Source organism: Streptomyces sp. NPDC057702, from assembly GCF_042799315.1.
Classification (GTDB): domain Bacteria; phylum Actinomycetota; class Actinomycetes; order Streptomycetales; family Streptomycetaceae; genus Streptomyces.
Window position 1 is genome coordinate 81,902 of record NZ_JBHVJC010000019.1, and the last position, 16,479, is coordinate 98,380.

The following is a 16,479-nucleotide window of genomic DNA, read 5'->3' on the forward strand; positions in this document are numbered from 1 at the left end:
CCCCCCCCCCCGCCCCCGCCCCCCGGGGCCCCCGCCCCCCGGGCGGGGGCGGGCGCGCCGCGCCCGGGGTGCGCGGCGCGGCGTACACACGACGATGGCCCGGGTCTCAGGCGGATACGCCGTCAATCCGAGCCATCGCGTCTTCCGCGCCGTACGGCTGCAGATATGGCAGCCAGCGCGGGTCCCTATGCCCGGTGCCGATGATGCGCCAGGCCAGACCGGATGGTGGGGCTGGTTGGTGGCGCAGTCGCCAGCCGAGCTCCGCGACGTGGCGGTCGGCCTTGACGTGGTTGCAGCGGCGACACGCCGCGACCACGTTCTCCCAGGCGTGCTGGCCGCCCCGGCTGCGCGGGATGACGTGGTCGACGCTGGTTGCGACGCCACCGCAGTATGCGCAGCGACCGCCGTCCCGGGCGAAGAGGGCACGGCGGGTCAGCGGAACGGGGGCCCGAAAGGGGACTCGCACGAACCGCTTGAGGCGAACGACACTCGGTGCGGGTATGACGCGGGTCGCGCTGTGCATCAGGGCGCCTGACTCCTCAAGGCTGACGGCCTTGTCATTGAGGATGAGTACGAGCGCGCGGCGGAGCGGTACGACGCCGAGTGGCTCGTACGACGCGTTGAGGACCAGAACATGCGGCACGGGTGCCTCCCTGTACGCCGGCGGCGCGTGGCTCGCGCCGGGACGATCTCCCCTTAGTGTCTACGCACGCCTGGTGAGAGCGCCACCACCACCAGGTAACGGACCAAGAGTGTTTTCGACCACAGTCTGTTCATCTCCGCGCCGCCAGCGGTTGTCGTTCGAACATCGCAACGAGACACCTGGCGTGCCCCGTTAGTGTGGAGCGTCTGCCCAGGTGTTTTTGCCGGGCATATCCCCACAGAAGGGCTGCTTCTCGTGCTTCGGTCCGCTCCGTCCGCTGACGTGACGCCACGCGCCACGGCGCTCGACGAGACACAGGAGTCCGCGGCCAGCGCCGCGAGCTGGATCGAGGAGAACTGGTCCGACTGGCTGGGCCTGGGCCTGCGCATCCTGCTGATCCTGATCATCGCGTTCGTGTTGCGTTCGGTGATCCGCCGGTCCATCACGCGGCTGATCTCGCGGATGAACCGGACCGCGCAGGCCGTGGACGGGACGGCGCTCGGCGGGCTGCTGGTCAACGCGGAACGCCGTAGACAGCGGTCCGAGGCCATCGGTTCGGTGCTGCGCAGCGTCGCCTCGTTCATGATCCTTGGCACGGCGGCGCTGATGATCCTCTCCGCGCTGGAGATCAACCTCGCGCCGCTGCTGGCGAGCGCCGGTGTGGCGGGTGTGGCCATCGGCTTCGGCGCCCGCAACCTGGTCACCGACTTCCTCTCGGGCGTGTTCATGATCCTGGAGGACCAGTACGGCGTGGGCGACACCATCGACGCGGGGGTGGCCTCCGGCGAGGTGATCGAGGTCGGCCTGCGGGTGACGAAGCTGCGTGGCGACGACGGCGAGATCTGGTACGTACGCAACGGCGAGGTCAAGCGGATCGGCAACCTCAGTCAGGGGTGGTCCACGGCGGGCGTCGACGTGCAGATCCGGTACGACGAGGACCTGGACAGGGCGAAGAAGGTGATCACCCGCGCCGGCGCCGAGATGGGCACCTCGCGGCCGTGGGACGAGGCGCTGTGGGAGCCGGTGGCGGTGCTCGGTCTGGACGCGGTGTACCTGGACTCGGTGGTGATTCGCGTATCCGCCAAGACCATGCCGGGCAAGTCGCTGGGCGTCGAGCGGGAGCTGCGCTGGCGGATCAAGCGCGCGCTGGACGCGGAGGGCATTCGCATCGTCGGCGGCCCGCCGCCCGCCGTCGAGGGCGCCCCGCCCGCCGCCGACCCGACGGCCGGCGTCTCCGCGCCCTCCGCCCTGGCCAGCCCGACATCGCCGCAGTCCCTCGCGACGGCGCCGATACCGCCGGCGCCGCCCAACCTCCAGAAGTAACCCGCCCTCGACGGGGCGGCCCCACCCGCCCCGGGCCGCCCCACCCCGCCCCGCGCGTCGCATCCCACCGCGCCCCGGGGCTACTTCCGCGCGCCCACGCGTCCCCCTGCCCACCGGGCCGGAGCAACATCACACACACCCACCGGGCCGACCCACGCCCGGCGCGCCCCAGCTCGCCGGCGCCTCCACCCACCGGGCCGGACCGACATCCCACCCGCACCCGCCAGGCCGCCCCCACGCCGCACGCCCCGCCGCGCCCCCGCTCACCGGGCCGAGACCACCGCCCCCGGCCGCACGCCTCGCATCCGCCCGGCCCGCGCCACCCCCGTACGCCCCACGGCCCACGCCGCTCGGCCCACGCCCCACGCCCCTCGGACACTCAGGCCCCCCTGCCCCCAGGACGCTCCCGTCCCCAAGGCCACAGCCCCCACTCCCCACGCCTCCGAAACCCGGGGCGCCCTCACCCCCAAGGCCACAACCCTCACGCACTCGCCACCCGCACTCGCCCGCGCCCTTCCGAAGCAAGGTCGCCACCCCCACTCGCCCGCGCCCTCCCGAAACACGGTCGCCACCCCTGCTCGCCCAGCGGCCAGCGACCAGCACCCAGCCACTCGGTCAGGCGCCCCCCACTCCCCCACCCGCCCAGCCCCCCACCCCACCAACCCGCCGATCGTTGCGCGGAGTGCGTCGGGGGTAGGCCGTCGGTAACGCTTTGGGCAGGCATGGACGGACGTTCGGATCGAACCATTGACGACGCGCTGATGGGCGCCTACCTTCCTGTTCACCGTTAGGAAACTTTCCTAATAGACGGCGCGGCAACGGGGCCCGGCGTCTGAGCGGAGAAGGGCGGTGGTCAGTCGTGGTCGGTACGCCAGGCACACCACGCGTGCTGCGGGCGATGAACGACCGGGCCGCCCTGGACCTCCTGGTGGCCCACGGCCCGCTCACCCGCACGCAGCTCGGCGAGCTCACCGGCCTGTCCAAGCCGACCGCCTCCCAGCTCCTGAGCCGGCTCGCGACGGCGGGCCTGGTCCGGGCCACCGGCACCGCCACCGGCCGCCCCGGCCCCAACGCCCAGCTCTACGAGATTAACGCGGGCATCGCGCACGTCGCGGCGCTGGCCGTCGACCCGCTCGGCATCACCGCGGTCGTCGCCGACCTGGCCGGCACGGTCGTCGGCGAACACCGCCTCGCGGCCGACGCGATGGCCGACGACGTTCGCGACCGCACCCCCGCCGTGGTCGTCGCGGCCGTGGACGGCGCGCTGCGGGCGACCGGTCTGGGGCGCGACGCGCTGCACCGCGTCGTCATCGGTACGCCCGGCGCCCTGGACCCGCGCACCGGGGCGCTGCGGTACGCGCCGCATCTGCCCGGCTGGCAGTCCCGTACGGTGCGGGCCGACCTGAGTGCCGCGCTGGGCACCCCGGTGGTCATCGAGAACGACGTCAACCTGGTCGCGCTGGCCGAGCACGACCGCGGCACCGCGCAGGACTTCGACGACTTCGTGCTGATCTGGGTCGACGAGGGGGTGGGCGCCGCGATCGTGCTGGACGGGGCGCTGCTGCGGGGCGCCACCGGCGGCGCGGGCGAGATCGGCTACATGCCGCTGCCTGGCGCCCCGTTGGCCCGTAGGGCCGAGACCTTCGCCGAGCCGGACGCCGGTGGTGGGTTCCAGCGGCTGGCCTCCTCGCCCGCCGTCCTGGCGCTCGCGCGGGCGCACGGCATCGCGGCCCGGGACGCGCCCGCCGCGCTGGCCGAGGCGCTGGTGACGCCGGGGGCCGGTGACGCGGTGCTGGCCGAGCTGGCGCACCGGCTGGCCACCGGCATCGCCTCCGTGATCGCCGTGGTGGACCCGGAGTTGGTCGTGCTCTCCGGTGAGGTGCCGCAGGCGGGCGGGGAGCGGTTGCTGGCCCTGGTCCAGGAGGAGCTGACCGGCCTCGCCCTGCCCCGGCCGCAGTTGCGGCTGAGTGCGCTGGACGGGAGTCCCATCCTGGTCGGCGCTTTGCGTACCGCGCTGGCCGACGCCCGCGACACCGTCTTCGACACCGCCTGACCGTCTCGCGGCCCGTACCCGCCGCCCGCCACCCACCGCCATCGGACCGCTCCCCCGCCCGCTACCTCTGTCCGTCCCCACGGGGCGCACGGCCCCGCACCCCGTGGGGGGGGGTCGCTGACCCGCCGTGCCCCGCCCTCGCCCTGCCCCGACGTCCCCCTGTCCGTCCGTTTCCGCTCTCTCCCCCACTCTCTCAACCCTCCGTACCCTCTTCTCGCCGTGAAGGAAGTCCGCCATGCCGCGAACGCGTACGCACCGCGCTCCGGCCGTCCTCGCCGCCGTGCTCGCCACCACCGGGCTACTGCTCGCGGGGTGTGCCAATCCGAGCACCGGTAGCGCGAACGACGACCCGACCAAGCCCGTGACCCTGAAGTTCTGGCACGGCTGGTCCGAAAAGAACGAGGTCAAGGCGATCAATGACAGCATTGACCGGTTCGAGGACCTGCATCCGAACATCAAGGTGAAGGCCACCGGGAACGTCACCGACGTCACCATGAACCAGGCGCTGCGCGCCGGTGGTGGCAAGGCCCCCGACGTGGTGTCCTCCTTTACGACCAACAATGTCGGCCAGTACTGCTCGTCGGGCATGTGGGTCAATCTCGACCCGTTCATGAAGAAGACGGGGCTGGACAAGAACAAGGTCTTCCCCAAGACCCTGTTGGACTACACGCGGTTCGAGGGCGAGCAGTGCGCGTTGCCGTTGCTGGCGGACGCGTACGGCATGTACTACAACAAGGACGCCTTCGAGAAGGCGGGCATCAAGCGTCCGCCGCGCACCATGTCGGAGCTGAAGCGCACGGCGGTGAAGCTGACGCAGCGCAAGGGCGACAGTTACCAGCAGCTCGGTTTCATGCCGAACTTCCGGCTCTACCAGAACAGCCCGGACCGGCTTTTCGCCCAGTGGGGCCCGCGCTACTTCGACGGGGACGGAAAGGCCCGGTTGGCCGACGAGCCGGCCGCCAAGGAGTTCTTCACCACGCAGCGTGACCTGGTGAAGTCGTTGGGCGGGTACGGGGCGCTGGAGGATTTCCGTACCACCTTCGGTGACGAGATGTCCTCGCAGAACGCCTTTCTCACCGGAAAGCTCGCGATGCACATGGACGGCGAGTGGCGTGGGCTCATGCTCAACGAGGCCAAGCCCAACTTCGCGTGGGACACGGCGCCCATGCCGGTGCCGGACGACCAGGCCGACACGTACGGGCGCGGCTATCTGACCGGGACGGTCGCCGGTATCGCACACAGCAGCAAGCACCAGAACGCGGCGTGGGAGCTGGTGCGATTCCTGACGGCCGACACCGATCAGGTCGTGGCCTTCGCCAACGCGATTCACAACGTGCCGTCCACGAAGGCGGCGCTCGTCTCGCCGAAGCTCGACGCCGACCCGACGTTCCGTACGTTCCTGCGGATCGCCCAGCACAAGGACAGTGTCGCGTTGCCGCCATCGATCAACGGTGGCCAGTACGTGCTGGCTCTCCAGGACTTCGCCTACGACGCGGAGGCGGGGAAAGTCGACAACCTCGACAAGGGGCTGCGAAAACTCGATGACCAGATAGACGCCGACACTCTCCAAGCGCAGAATTAACGGGGCCCAACCATGGCAAGAACACGTAAGGCAGTGGAGGCCGTCCCAGCCGGTGTGCCGGATAATTCGGCGGAGCTGCGGCGCAAGCACCAGCGGGACCGGCTGCGTACGCTCGGATTCCTCTCTCCCTGGCTGATCGGATTCACCGTCTTCTTCGGGTATCCGCTGATCGCCACCGTCTACTTCTCGTTCATGCACTACAACCAGATCGAGCCGGCCACGTTCGTGGGCTGGCGGAACTGGAAGTACGTGTTCGACCAGATGCCGTTGTTCGGCCCGGCGTTGTGGAACACGTTGTGGCTGGTCGTGGTGATGGTGTCGCTGCGTGTGGTCTTCGGTATCGGCATCGGGTTGCTGATCACGAAGCTGAAGACCGGTGTGGGCTTCTTCCGTACGGTGTTCTACCTGCCGTATCTGGCGCCGCCGGTGGCCGCGACCGTGGCGTTCGTCTTCCTGTTGAATCCGGGCACCGGTCCGGTGAACGAGGTGCTCGGCACGGTCGGCATCGAGGCGCCGAACTGGTTCAACGACGCGAACTGGGCCAAGCCGTCGCTGGTGATGCTCTCGCTGTGGGGCATCGGTGACCTGATGGTCATCTTCATGGCCGCGTTGTTGGACGTGCCCAAGGAGCAGTACGAGGCGGCGGAGCTGGACGGCGCGGGTTCCTTCGCCAAGTTCCGTTACATCACCTGGCCCTCGATTCTGCCGATCGTGATGTTCGCGGTGGTCACCGGGACCGTGCAGACCATGCAGTACTACACGCAGGCCCTGGTGGCCGGGAAGCTGGCGTCCGGGGTGAGCATCGGTCCGGGGACGACCGTTCAGCCGGGCTATCCCGACCATTCGACGCTCACCGTGCCGCAGCTCGTCTACTCGCTGGGCTTCCAGAACTTCAACACCGGCGCGGCATGCGTGCTCTCGCTCGTGCTGTTCGCCATCGCCATGGCCGTGACCACCCTGCTGATGCGCAAGCGCGCCGGGCTGCTGACGGCGGAGGACTGATCCATGACCACCACCGCACTTCCCCCGCGCACCTCTCGCGCGTCCCGGCCCACGCCCACTCCGGCGCAGGCCGCGGCGCGGGCGCGACGTAGGTCCGTACTGCACTGGATCGCCGTGCACACCGGCGCGCTGGCCGTCGCGCTGTTCTTCGTGCTGCCGTTCGTCTTCGTCTTCCTCACCTCGGTGATGAGCGACAGTCAGGCGATGAGCGGCGAGTTGTGGCCGCACGAGTGGCACTGGTCGAACTACGCGGACGTGTTCAACACGCCGGGCTTTTTGACCTGGTGGCGTAATTCGCTGCTGTACGCGGGTCTGGGCACGCTGTTCACGGTCTGCTCGTCCATACCGGTGGCGTACGCGCTGGCCAAGTTCCGTTTCCGTGGGCGCCGGGGCGCGATGATCCTGGTCATCTCGACGATGATGCTGCCGCCGCAGGTCATCGTGATTCCGATGTACCTGGTGTGGGCGCAGCAGTTCGGTCTTTCCGGGTCGCTGTGGCCGCTGATCATTCCGATGGCGTTCGGCGACGCGTACTCGATCTTCCTGTTGCGGCAGTTCCTGCTGACGATCCCCAAGGAATACCTGGAGTCCGCTCGTGTGGACGGGTGCGGGGAGGTCCGTACGCTGCTCACGATCGTGGTGCCGATGGCCAAGCCGGGCATCGCGGCGATCGCGTTGTTCCAGTTCTTCTACTGTTGGAACGACTATTTCGGTCCGCAGATCTATGCGGCGCAGAATCCGGGGGCCTGGACGTTGAGTTACGGTCTTGAGTCGTTCAAGAGCGCGCACAGCGTCAACTGGAACCTGACCATGGCGGCGACGTTGCTCGTCATGGCCCCGGTCATCATCGTTTTCTTCTTCGCACAGAAGGCCTTCGTCGAAGGCGTCACTCTCACCGGAGTAAAGGGCTAATTGGCTATGAAGCTCGCAGTGGTCGGCGGAGGCTCGACCTACACCCCCGAACTCATCGACGGATTCGCCCGGTTGCGCGACGCGCTGCCGTTGGAGGAGCTGGTTCTGATCGACCCGGCGGCCGATCGGTTGGAGCTGATCGGCGGCCTGGCTCAGCGGATCTTCGCCAAGCAGGGTCACCCCGGTCGGGTCTCGTGGACCTCGGACCTGGACGCGGGCGTGGACGGCGCGGCGGCCGTGCTGCTGCAACTGCGGGTGGGTGGTCAGGCCGCGCGGAACAAGGACGAGACGTGGCCGCTGGAGTGCGGTTGTGTCGGGCAGGAGACGACGGGCGCCGGCGGTCTGGCCAAGGCGCTGCGTACGGTGCCGGTGGTGCTGGACATCGCGGAGCGCGTGCGGCGGCGCAACCCGGACGCGTGGATCGTGGACTTCACCAATCCGGTGGGCATCGTCACGCGGGCCCTGCTGACGGCGGGCCACCGCGCGGTGGGCCTGTGCAACGTGGCGATCGGTTTCCAGCGCAAGTTCGCCAAGCTGCTGGACGTGGCGCCGGACCAGGTCTACCTGGACCACGTGGGTCTCAACCACCTCACGTGGGAGCGGGGCGTGCGGCTGGGTGGGCCCGAGGGCGAGAACGTGCTGCCGAAGCTGCTCGCCGAGCACGGCGAGGCGATCGCGGCGGACCTGCGCATGCCGCACTCCCTGGTGGACCGGCTCGGCGTGGTGCCCTCGTACTACCTGCGGTACTTCTACGAGCACGACGCGGTGGTGCGCGATCTGAAGTCCAAGCCCTCGCGCGCGGCGGAGGTCGCCGCGATCGAGAAGCAGCTCCTGGACCTGTACGGGGACCCGGCGCTGGACGAGAAGCCGGAGCTGCTGGGGAAGCGGGGTGGGGCGTTCTACTCGGAGGCGGCCGTCTCGCTGACCTCCTCGCTGCTCGGTGACACGGGCGACGTGCAGGTGGTGAACACCTTCAACAACGGCACGCTGCCGTTCCTGCCCGACGACGCGGTGATCGAGGTGCCGGCGGCGGTGGGTGCCGGCGGTGCCACGCCGCTGCCGGTCGCGCCGTTGGAGCCGCTGTACGCGGGGTTGACCTCGCATGTCACGGCGTACGAGGACCTGGCGCTGCGGGCTTCGCTGCTGGGTGCCGAGGCCGGCGAGCAGGCCGGGCGGCGCGCGGTGTTCCAGGCGCTGCTGGCGCACCCGCTGATCGGTCAGATCGAGTACGCGGACCAGCTCACCGACTCGCTCATCGCACACAACCGGGAGCACCTGGCGTGGGCCTGACCGGTTCCGTGCTCGCCATCGACGCGGGCAACAGCAAGACGGACGTGGCCCTGATCGGCCCGGACGGCGCGGTGCTCGGCTCGGCCCGTGGCGGGGGTTTCCAGCCGCCGTTGGTGGGCGACGAGCGTGCCGTCGCGGGTCTGGCCGGCATCGTCGCCCGGGCGGCGGTCGACGCGGGGCTCGACGGTTCGTCCGGGGTTCTGGCCCAGCACGTCTCGGCGTGTCTGGCCAACTGCGACCTGCCGATCGAGGAGGAGCGGCTGACGGCGGCCATCGCGGCCCGGGGGTGGGGGCGCAGCGTCACGGTCACCAACGACACGTTCGCGTTGTTGCGGTCCGGGTTGCCGGACGGCGGTGAGCCGACGGGTGTGGCGGTCGTGTGTGGCGCGGGCATCAACTGCGCGGGGTTGGCCCCCGGGGGGCGTACGGCGCGTTTTCCGGCGATCGGGCGGATCTCCGGCGACTGGGGCGGCGGTGGGCACCTGGCGGACGAGGCGCTGTGGTGGGCCGCGCGGTCCTGGGACGGGCGGGGTGAGCGGACGGCGCTGGCCGACGCGTTGCCCGCGCACTTCGGGCTCGGCGACATGTTGGAGCTGATCACCGCGCTGCATCTGGGTGAGGTGGACCGGGGGCGGCGTTACGAGCTGACGCCGGTGTTGTTCGCGGTGGCCGAGGCGGGTGACGCGGTCGCGCGGGCGATCGTCGCCCAGCAGGCGGACGAGGTGGTCACGATGGCCACGGTCGCGCTGTCCAAGCTGGATCTGCTGGGTGAGCAGGCGCCGGTGGTGCTCGGTGGCGGGGTGCTCGCGGCCCGGCATCGGTTGCTGGACGACGGTGTGCGTGAGCTGCTGGCCGAGCGGGCGCCGAAGGCCCTGGCGCGGGTGGTGCAGGCGCCGCCGGTGCTCGGCGCGGCCCTGCTGGGGCTGGATCACATCGCGGCGGCGCCGGCGCTCTACGAGCGCTCGCGCGCGGGTTACGCGGGCTAGGGAGGCGTGGCGTAGCGGGTGGCGCGGGGCGCGGTGGTGTGCGGTTCCGCGCGCGGCTCCCGGCTCGGGGTGTGGGTCGGGGGCCGGTGGGGTCGGGGGTGGTGGTGTGGTCGGCGGGGGTCGGTCGGCGCGGTGGTGGGTGGGGCGCTTCGGGCGTGGGCCCGGCGTGCCGTGCTCGCCGCGCCCCCGGGCGGGCGGCGCGGTAGCGTTGCCGTGCGCCCGGGGGTTCGCGCCCCGGGGGTGGCGGGGTGGCGCGCGCCTGGCCGGGGGTGGGGTGGGGGCGGCGGTTCGGGGGCGGTCGGGATCGCCTCGCTTATCCGGCTAGTCCGCTTTGCATAACATGGGGCGCCAGGTAGTAACTTCGCATCTATTGTCCCTCATTCGGAGCACCCCCCTCCCGCCCGGCCTGTCGTTAACCGGGCGTGACTTCATCCACCGCGCTTCCCGGTCCAACAGCCCCGGCCGCGCCCCTCACGGAGTCTCATCGCATGGGGGACTGGGTTCTCACGGCCACGCCCGCGGGCAGCCCCCGGGGCTTCACTCACGCTCATCTGCAACGCGGCGCCGAGTACGTGCAACTGCGCTACTGCCAGGCCGAGTTGCGTGATCTGGCCGCCGCCATGAAGGGCATCGAGACGGACTTCGCCCGGCGCTGCGACGCGCTACGCGCCCCCGGGCTTCCCGAGTCGGCCCGGGCGGCGGCCGACCGGCCCCCGCCCCCGCTGGCGGGCCCGCTCCCGCCGCCGCGACGGGAGCGCCATGCGTGAGCGATACGAGTACGGCGCCTTCGGCAGACACGGCCCCGAGACCGTCCCGCATCCCGAGTTCGGTCCCGGTCACGAGTCGGGCCTCGGCTTCACGCCGGGTTTCCCGCCGGGTTTCGAGCCCGGCTTCGGGCCGAGCCTCGCGGCGTACGACTCGTCGCCGGTGGGAGCCGAGCCGGACCCCGGGTACGTCGCCTACGACGCCTTCCCCATCGGGTCCGAGCCGCTCACCGCCCCCGATCTGGCCGTGCTCGGCGGGCACTGGGACTCCGAGGCCGAACTCACCCAGCTGTTGCGGGAGTCGGCACAGACCGAGCAGCTCGACCCTCTGGTGGCCGAGACCGCGCCTCCGCCACGGCTGTCGCAGCCGCCGGCCACGCACCGCAGGCGTCGCCTTCGCCGGCTCCGTGGGGCGTTGCGTGGCGGGCCGCGCCGGACGGTGTCCCGCGCGGAGGTGCTGAGCTGTCTGATCGCGGTGCTGGTCGCGGTCATCGTGGCGGTGGTCAGCGTGCTGGGCGGGATGTGCGCGCACGAGCCGCTGCGCCAGGTGGTGGCGCCCAACGTGGCGCACCATCTGACGATGTGGTGGCCGGTGCTCATCTACGGTCCGTGGCTGGCGGCCTCGCTGTCGATCATCCGGCACGCGGTGCACTACCAGCGGGCCCCGCACGCCTGGCTGGTCGTGGTGTTGTTCAGCGGCTTCTCGGTGGCGCTGTCGGTGGCGCACGCGCAGCGCACGGTGGGCGGCATCGCCGTCGCCGCGTTGCCCGCCATCGCCGCGTTGACCTGCTTCCACCAGCTGGTCCGCCAGATCACGCTGACCCGGCCGCCGCGCCGGCCCGCGCCGGCCCAGCACGGGGCGCCGCGCCGCTAGTCACCGTCTTGGCCCGGGTTCGTCGACGGGTGCCGGATCTCCGGCGCCCGTCGACGAACCCGGGCGTTCGTGTGTGGGGGCGGCCCGGTGGGCGGGACTCAGAGGCGGACGCGGATCCCCGTGGGCGCGTACCGCTGGACGGCCACCAACAGCGCCTCGCGGTCCACGCCGGGCCCGAAGCGGACGAGCAGGGCCGCGCCCTCGCTGGTGCGGCGCCGCCTGGGCAGTCGCGTGACGCCCTCCACCGCGTCGTCGATGACCCACAGGCGCAGCCACCCCGCCTCCCGCCCGGCGCCGGCGTCCAGTCGGCGTACCCGGCTCCACGGCACGTGGAAGGTGCTCTGGCCGGCGGCGCGGGCGGTGACGCCGCGCTCGTCGAGGCCGACCGCGTCCGGGCTCAGGTAGTCGACGCGTATCCGGCGCAGCGCCCGGGTCCCGGCGGGGAAGCCGAGCAGGCCGAGGGCCGCCAGGCCGGGCAGGGCCACCTCGGTGCCCGCCTGGTGGGCCACGCCGGCCGACAGGGCCAGCGGGAGGCCGAAGCAGGCGAGGAGGTGGAGCCAGGCCAGGGCGCCGGGGCGCACTCGCTCCCGGACGAAGAGGGCACCGGGCCCGAAGTCGGAAGGTGGCTGGAAAACGCGCATACGCGGTTCCTTTCGGCTTTCGTTCGCTCGCTCGCGTTCGGGCCCCGCGGGGGCGCCGTTCACCATGGCGTGGTGCGGCGGCCACGGCGGGAGCGGCCCAGGGTGCCATGTCCGCGTGACGGGGGCGTGGCCAGCCCCGGCCCGGGTGGCGGTCGTACCGGGCCCGTCGGTCGGGTCCGGTGGGGAACCGAACGGTCGCGCGCGGCGTGTTGGCAGGCGAGCGCGCGGGGGAACCACCGGGCGGCGGCGGTCGGTCCACGGCCCGGCAAGATCCGTTCCCGGCCGGTGTGGTGGGCGGCGCTTGCGGCCATACTGCTTGCGGAGGTGTCAGCCGGCCCGGTCCACCGGGCGCGGATGGGCCGCCGGCGAACCTGGGGGAGGTCTCGTGTCACACCCGCCGACCGGCGGAATCGCGCCAACGGCCCAGGCCGGGGCGTCGACCGGCCTCCCTCCATCCCCCGCCGCCACGCCGCCCCCCGGTGCGGGTGGGTCGCCATCCGGTCCGGGGCCCGGCCCCCGGCAGGCTCGTCGGATCCGACATCGATCTGGTGCGGGCGAGAGCGAAAGAGATATTCGGCGACCCCGACGCCGTTGTCTTCCGTACCATTCCCACCAACCAGCGCATACCGGCGCTGCGACAGCGCAAGGTGGACATCGTCGCAGGGACCATGCTGATCAACCGCGATCGCATCCGGCGGGGCATCGCGTTCTCCACCGCGTACTTCCAGGCCGGGCGGCAGCTCCTGGTGCCCCGGGGCTCGGCCATCACCTCCTACGGTCCGTCGCCGCGCGGCAAGCGGGCGTGCACGGCCGCGAGTTCGACGGGTGAGCGGTGGCTGCGCGACGGCCGGCGGGGGCGCGGGCGCCGGGGCCCTGCTGGACACGGCGCCCAACCAGCTCGACTGTCTGGTGCGCCTGCGACTGGGCCCGGTGGACGCGGTCTTCACGGACGACGCGCTCGCGGCGGGCCAGGCCGCGCGGGACCCGTCGGCGAGGCTGGTCGGCGAGCCGCTCACGCGGGAGCCCTGCGGTGTGGCGACGCACGGCGACGACACTGATCTGGTGCGCCGGGTGAACAAGGTGCTGGAGGATTACCGCGAGGGCGGGGCGGACAGCCCCTGGATGCGGGCGTACCGCGGGTGGCTCCAGAAGGACCTGAAGGGGATCACGGCGCCACCGGCGCCCGTTCACAAGGACTGACCGCACGCACAGGAGAGGTGATCGATGGCGGCCTCGGGACCCACACCCGGCTCGTCGGGGATGCCCCAGGGTCCGGTCATGGACCGGGAGGAGGTGGACCGCGCGCTCACGCGACTCGAAGCCGAGCACGAGGCGATCGAGACGTCGCTGCTCGCGCTCCAGGACCACGCCGGACGCAGGCTCCTGGAGGGCGCCGAGCTGTCCGGTACGACCAAGGCGCGGTGGACCGCCGCCGAGCAGACGATCTCCCTGCTGTGGACGTACTACGACGCGTACGCGGCGGCCTTCCGCCAGGCCCGCGAGGTGCGCGCCCGGCGTCGCTGGCCCGGGCGGGCCGAACTGGCGGAGCTGACCGAGGTGCTGCGCGGCGAGCACGTGACCGTGCCGGGCGGCTCGGTGGCCGGTTCGACCCGGCCGAGCGAGCGGTTCACGCTGGCGGCCCTCGTGGAGCGGATGAACGGCGGGTACGCGCGGGCGCTGGACGTCGTCGTCACCGCGGACGCCGTCTGGTCGGCGCTGCCCGCCCGGATCGACATGCTCGCCGCCGAGTTGCGGCGCACGCGCTCGCTGGCGCACTCGGTGGGTGTCCGGCCCGGCGAGCACCCCTCGGGGGACGACCTGGAGCGCATCACCGCCGAACTGACCGCGCTGCGCGCCGAGGTGATCCGCGACCCGCTGGCCTTCTGGTCCGGCGCCTCGCCCAGTTCGGCGCCCGGCGGCGGCCGGCCCGACACCGAGCGCTACGACCGGGCGGCGCGCGCCCTGGAGGACGTGCGCCGCGAGATCGAGGCGGTGCTGGGGGTGCGCCAGGACGCGGAGCGGCGGCTGATGGTGCTGCGCGACGTGCTCTCGCGCGCGGACCGTACGCTCACCGAGGCGCGGCAGGCGCGTGGCGAGGTGCTGGCGAAGATCGCCGCCTCCGACGTGCCCGCGGTCAGCGGACCGCCCACGGCCCTGCACGAACAGCTGGCGCTGGCCTCCGAGCACCGCAGGCGCTCGCAGTGGCACCGGCTGTCGCCGCTGTTGGAGAGCCTGGAGGAGCGGGCCGAGGACGAACTGCACCGGGCCCGCGAGTCGTTGACCGCGGTGACCGCGCCGCTGGCGGTACGCGCGGAGCTGCGTAGCCGGCTCGACGCGTACAAGGCGAAGGTGGCCCGGCACGGGATGGACGCGGATCCGCTGCTCGTGGAGCGCTACGACGCGGCCCGGCGGCTGCTGTGGAGCGCGCCGTGTGACCTGCGCGCCGCGGAGCGGGCCGTGGCGCGCTACCAGCGGGCGGCGGCCGAGACGCTGACGCCCCGTCCCCCGGCCGGGCCCGATCCGGCGCCCGGGCCCGGCGACCGGGGCGGGGCGGATGACGCGTGGGCGCCCGACCGGCCGGGCCGGGTCTCCGACGCCGGGGGCCCCGCGTGAGCGCCGATCCGTGCCAGCGACCCGAGTGCGCCGGGTCCTACGAGGACGTGGGCGGCGGGGAGCCGCCCTGCGACACCCGCGCTCTGGCGCCGGTGGCCTCCGCCAGCGGGCCGCTCAAGCTCATCGACATCGGCGCGGTGCGCCGGATGGGCGACGAGGACAGCCCGATCTACGGCACCGTCGGCTACCAGGCCCCCGAGATCGCCGGTCGGGGCCCGTCGGTGGCCTCCGACCTGTCCACGGTGGCCCGGACGCCGGCCGTGCTCACCGTCGACCTCCAGGGGCGCACGACCGTCTTCGCCGACAGCTTCCCCGCCCCCGGCGACATCGAGGTCCTGCACCGCTGCGAGTCCTTCTCCCGGCCGCTGGTGCGGGCCACCGACCCGGGCCCCGGGCGCCGGTTCGCCTCCGCCGGTGAGATGGCCGACCGGCTCACCGGCGTCCTGCGGGAGGTCGTCGCCCTCCGGGCGGGCCGACCCCGGCCGGCGCTGTCCACGCTCTACGGGGCGAAGCTCCACGGGGCGAAGACGCGCGTCGTGGACGCCCGGGTGTTCGCCGACGGCCGGGAGCCGCCGACGGTCGACGCGCGACGCGGGGCCCGGCGCGGCCGGCGCGCGGCACGGGCCCTGGCCCTCGTCGGCGAGCCCGCCACGGGCGCGCCGGCGCTGGGCTGCGGGCTCGGCGGGCCGGGTCAACCTCCGCACCCCCGGGAGCGGGTACCGCTTTCGGGGACGGCCCGGCCGGCGCCGCCCGACGCGGACGGCGCGGCGACCGGGGAGGCCACGGACGGCGCCGAGACCGTCCGCGCGCTGGACGTACGGGCTGCCGCGCTGGCGCTGCCCCTGCCGCGCGTCGACCCGGCCGACGCCAACGCCGGCTTCCTGGCCGGGCTGCTCGCGGCGGCCCCGGCCGCGCTGGGCGCCGCGCTGGCCGCCGCGCCCACCGACTCGATTTGGCTGCGGCTGCGCCGCGTGCGGGCCGCGTTGGCGCTGGGTGACGACCAGACGGCGGGGCGGGTTCCGGACGCGTTGGAGCGCGCGCGCCCGGACGACTGGCGCGTCGTGTGGTACCGCGGCCCGCGCGCGCTGGCCAGCGGCGACCACGGGACGGCCGCGCTCGCCTTCGACGCCGTCTACGACGCGTTTCCCGGCGAGAGGGCGCCCGAGTTGGCGCTGGGGGTGTGCGCCGAGGCACGGGGCGAGCCCGACAACGCCGCCACCTCCTACCACCTCGTGTGGGCGACCGACCCGAGATTGGTCAGTGCCGCGTTCGGGCTGTCCCGGGTACGGTTCACGGCCGGCGACCGGGCCGGCGCGGTCGCGGCCCTGGAGTCCGTGCCGGAGTCCTCCATCCCCTACGCGGCGGCCCGCGTGGCGGCCGCGCGGGCGCGGCCGCGGCCGGCTTCCCCGCCGGGGTCGGTCACGGCGGGCGGGCCCGGCCGGGCCGGTGCGCCGGGCGGGCGACTCGCCGAACTGACGGCGGCGGCTCGTCAGGTGGAACGCCTCGCGGACTTCGGACTTGACCCGGTACGGCGCGAGCGGTCGCGCACCGAGGTGCTCACCAGCGCGTTGGACTGGGTACTCTCCAGCGGCAGCGGAATCCCGCAGGCCGCCGGACCCGAAGCGGCGACGGGAGCCCGACCCGTGCTGCTCGGCAGCCGCCTGGACGAGCGCGGGCTGCGCTTCGGTCTGGAACGCTCGTATCGGGTACTCGCCCGGCTCGCGCAGCGGGGCGAGGAAAGGATCGAATGGGTGGAGCGGGCCAACCGGCTCCGCCCCAGGACGTGGGTGTGATCG

General features: G+C 72.8%; 13 protein-coding genes and 2 pseudogenes. 13 read left to right on the forward strand and 2 right to left on the reverse strand.

The window, feature by feature from the left end:
* Positions 1 to 106: 106 nt before the first annotated feature.
* The gene (locus ACFVFR_RS16635; protein WP_176161630.1) at positions 107 to 643 is read right to left on the reverse strand and encodes an HNH endonuclease; all 537 of its coding nucleotides are present in this window, start codon (positions 641 to 643) and stop codon (positions 107 to 109) included.
* Positions 644 to 898: 255 nt separating this feature from the next.
* Here ACFVFR_RS16635 and ACFVFR_RS16640 point away from each other — a divergent pair, with 255 nt between their 5' ends.
* The 9 genes from ACFVFR_RS16640 to ACFVFR_RS16680 all read left to right on the forward strand — a co-directional run bounded on the left by ACFVFR_RS16640 (position 899) and on the right by ACFVFR_RS16680 (position 11,429).
* Complete coding sequence (locus ACFVFR_RS16640; protein ID WP_383702067.1) at positions 899 to 1,966, forward strand: mechanosensitive ion channel family protein; 1,068 nt, start codon at positions 899 to 901, stop codon at positions 1,964 to 1,966.
* An 898-nt stretch (positions 1,967 to 2,864) separates the two neighbouring features.
* Positions 2,865 to 4,019: an ROK family transcriptional regulator gene (locus ACFVFR_RS16645; protein WP_383702168.1), complete on the forward strand. Its 1,155-nt coding sequence runs from the start codon at positions 2,865 to 2,867 to the stop codon at positions 4,017 to 4,019.
* A gap of 235 nt (positions 4,020 to 4,254) precedes the next feature.
* Positions 4,255 to 5,601: an ABC transporter substrate-binding protein gene (locus tag ACFVFR_RS16650; protein ID WP_383702069.1), complete on the forward strand. Its 1,347-nt coding sequence runs from the start codon at positions 4,255 to 4,257 to the stop codon at positions 5,599 to 5,601.
* A 12-nt stretch (positions 5,602 to 5,613) separates the two neighbouring features.
* On the forward strand, positions 5,614 to 6,603 hold the full coding sequence (locus ACFVFR_RS16655) for a carbohydrate ABC transporter permease (RefSeq protein ID WP_383702071.1): 990 nt from the start codon (positions 5,614 to 5,616) through the stop codon (positions 6,601 to 6,603).
* A 3-nt stretch (positions 6,604 to 6,606) separates the two neighbouring features.
* Positions 6,607 to 7,515, forward strand: coding sequence for a carbohydrate ABC transporter permease (locus ACFVFR_RS16660; protein ID WP_383702073.1), 909 nt, complete (start codon positions 6,607 to 6,609; stop codon positions 7,513 to 7,515).
* A gap of 6 nt (positions 7,516 to 7,521) precedes the next feature.
* Entirely contained in the window at positions 7,522 to 8,805 is a 1,284-nt protein-coding gene (locus ACFVFR_RS16665) for a 6-phospho-beta-glucosidase (protein ID WP_383702075.1), read from the forward strand.
* The gene (locus ACFVFR_RS16670; RefSeq protein ID WP_383702077.1) at positions 8,796 to 9,791 is read left to right on the forward strand and encodes an N-acetylglucosamine kinase; all 996 of its coding nucleotides are present in this window, start codon (positions 8,796 to 8,798) and stop codon (positions 9,789 to 9,791) included. Before ACFVFR_RS16665 ends, ACFVFR_RS16670 begins: the two co-directional genes overlap by 10 nt.
* A gap of 488 nt (positions 9,792 to 10,279) precedes the next feature.
* Positions 10,280 to 10,558, forward strand: coding sequence for a hypothetical protein (locus ACFVFR_RS16675; RefSeq protein ID WP_383702079.1), 279 nt, complete (start codon positions 10,280 to 10,282; stop codon positions 10,556 to 10,558).
* Positions 10,551 to 11,429: a hypothetical protein gene (locus ACFVFR_RS16680; RefSeq protein WP_383702081.1), complete on the forward strand. Its 879-nt coding sequence runs from the start codon at positions 10,551 to 10,553 to the stop codon at positions 11,427 to 11,429. Before ACFVFR_RS16675 ends, ACFVFR_RS16680 begins: the two co-directional genes overlap by 8 nt.
* Positions 11,430 to 11,527: 98 nt before the next feature.
* Here ACFVFR_RS16680 and ACFVFR_RS16685 read toward each other — a convergent pair whose 3' ends face one another.
* On the reverse strand, positions 11,528 to 12,070 hold the full coding sequence (locus ACFVFR_RS16685) for a hypothetical protein (protein ID WP_383702082.1): 543 nt from the start codon (positions 12,068 to 12,070) through the stop codon (positions 11,528 to 11,530).
* A gap of 548 nt (positions 12,071 to 12,618) precedes the next feature.
* Here ACFVFR_RS16685 and ACFVFR_RS16690 point away from each other — a divergent pair.
* The 4 genes and pseudogenes from ACFVFR_RS16690 to ACFVFR_RS16705 form a co-directional block, all read left to right on the forward strand.
* A pseudogene (locus ACFVFR_RS16690) lies at positions 12,619 to 12,777 on the forward strand (sugar-binding protein); the annotation flags it as partial.
* A gap of 118 nt (positions 12,778 to 12,895) precedes the next feature.
* Positions 12,896 to 13,270 carry a hypothetical protein gene (locus ACFVFR_RS16695; RefSeq protein WP_383702176.1) on the forward strand — a complete coding sequence of 125 codons (375 nt, stop codon included), beginning with the start codon at positions 12,896 to 12,898 and terminating at the stop codon, positions 13,268 to 13,270.
* A 24-nt stretch (positions 13,271 to 13,294) separates the two neighbouring features.
* Entirely contained in the window at positions 13,295 to 14,683 is a 1,389-nt protein-coding gene (locus ACFVFR_RS16700; RefSeq protein ID WP_383702085.1) for a hypothetical protein, read from the forward strand.
* A gap of 113 nt (positions 14,684 to 14,796) precedes the next feature.
* Positions 14,797 to 16,476 (forward strand): annotated as a pseudogene (locus ACFVFR_RS16705) (tetratricopeptide repeat protein); the annotation flags it as partial.
* Positions 16,477 to 16,479 lie beyond the last annotated feature (3 nt).

Bases quoted from the DNA above. Each gene is read 5' to 3' on its own strand.
- ACFVFR_RS16645 (WP_383702168.1), top strand. From the start codon at position 2,865: ATGAACGACCGGGCCGCCCTGGACCTCCTGGTGGCCCACGGCCCGCTC.
- ACFVFR_RS16650 (WP_383702069.1), top strand. From the start codon at position 4,255: ATGCCGCGAACGCGTACGCACCGCGCTCCGGCCGTCCTCGCCGCCGTG.
- ACFVFR_RS16655 (WP_383702071.1), top strand. From the start codon at position 5,614: ATGGCAAGAACACGTAAGGCAGTGGAGGCCGTCCCAGCCGGTGTGCCG.
- ACFVFR_RS16660 (WP_383702073.1), top strand. From the start codon at position 6,607: ATGACCACCACCGCACTTCCCCCGCGCACCTCTCGCGCGTCCCGGCCC.
- ACFVFR_RS16665 (WP_383702075.1), top strand. From the start codon at position 7,522: ATGAAGCTCGCAGTGGTCGGCGGAGGCTCGACCTACACCCCCGAACTC.
- ACFVFR_RS16675 (WP_383702079.1), top strand. From the start codon at position 10,280: ATGGGGGACTGGGTTCTCACGGCCACGCCCGCGGGCAGCCCCCGGGGC.
- ACFVFR_RS16680 (WP_383702081.1), top strand. From the start codon at position 10,551: ATGCGTGAGCGATACGAGTACGGCGCCTTCGGCAGACACGGCCCCGAG.
- ACFVFR_RS16685 (WP_383702082.1), bottom strand. From the start codon at position 12,070: ATGCGCGTTTTCCAGCCACCTTCCGACTTCGGGCCCGGTGCCCTCTTC.
- ACFVFR_RS16700 (WP_383702085.1), top strand. From the start codon at position 13,295: ATGGCGGCCTCGGGACCCACACCCGGCTCGTCGGGGATGCCCCAGGGT.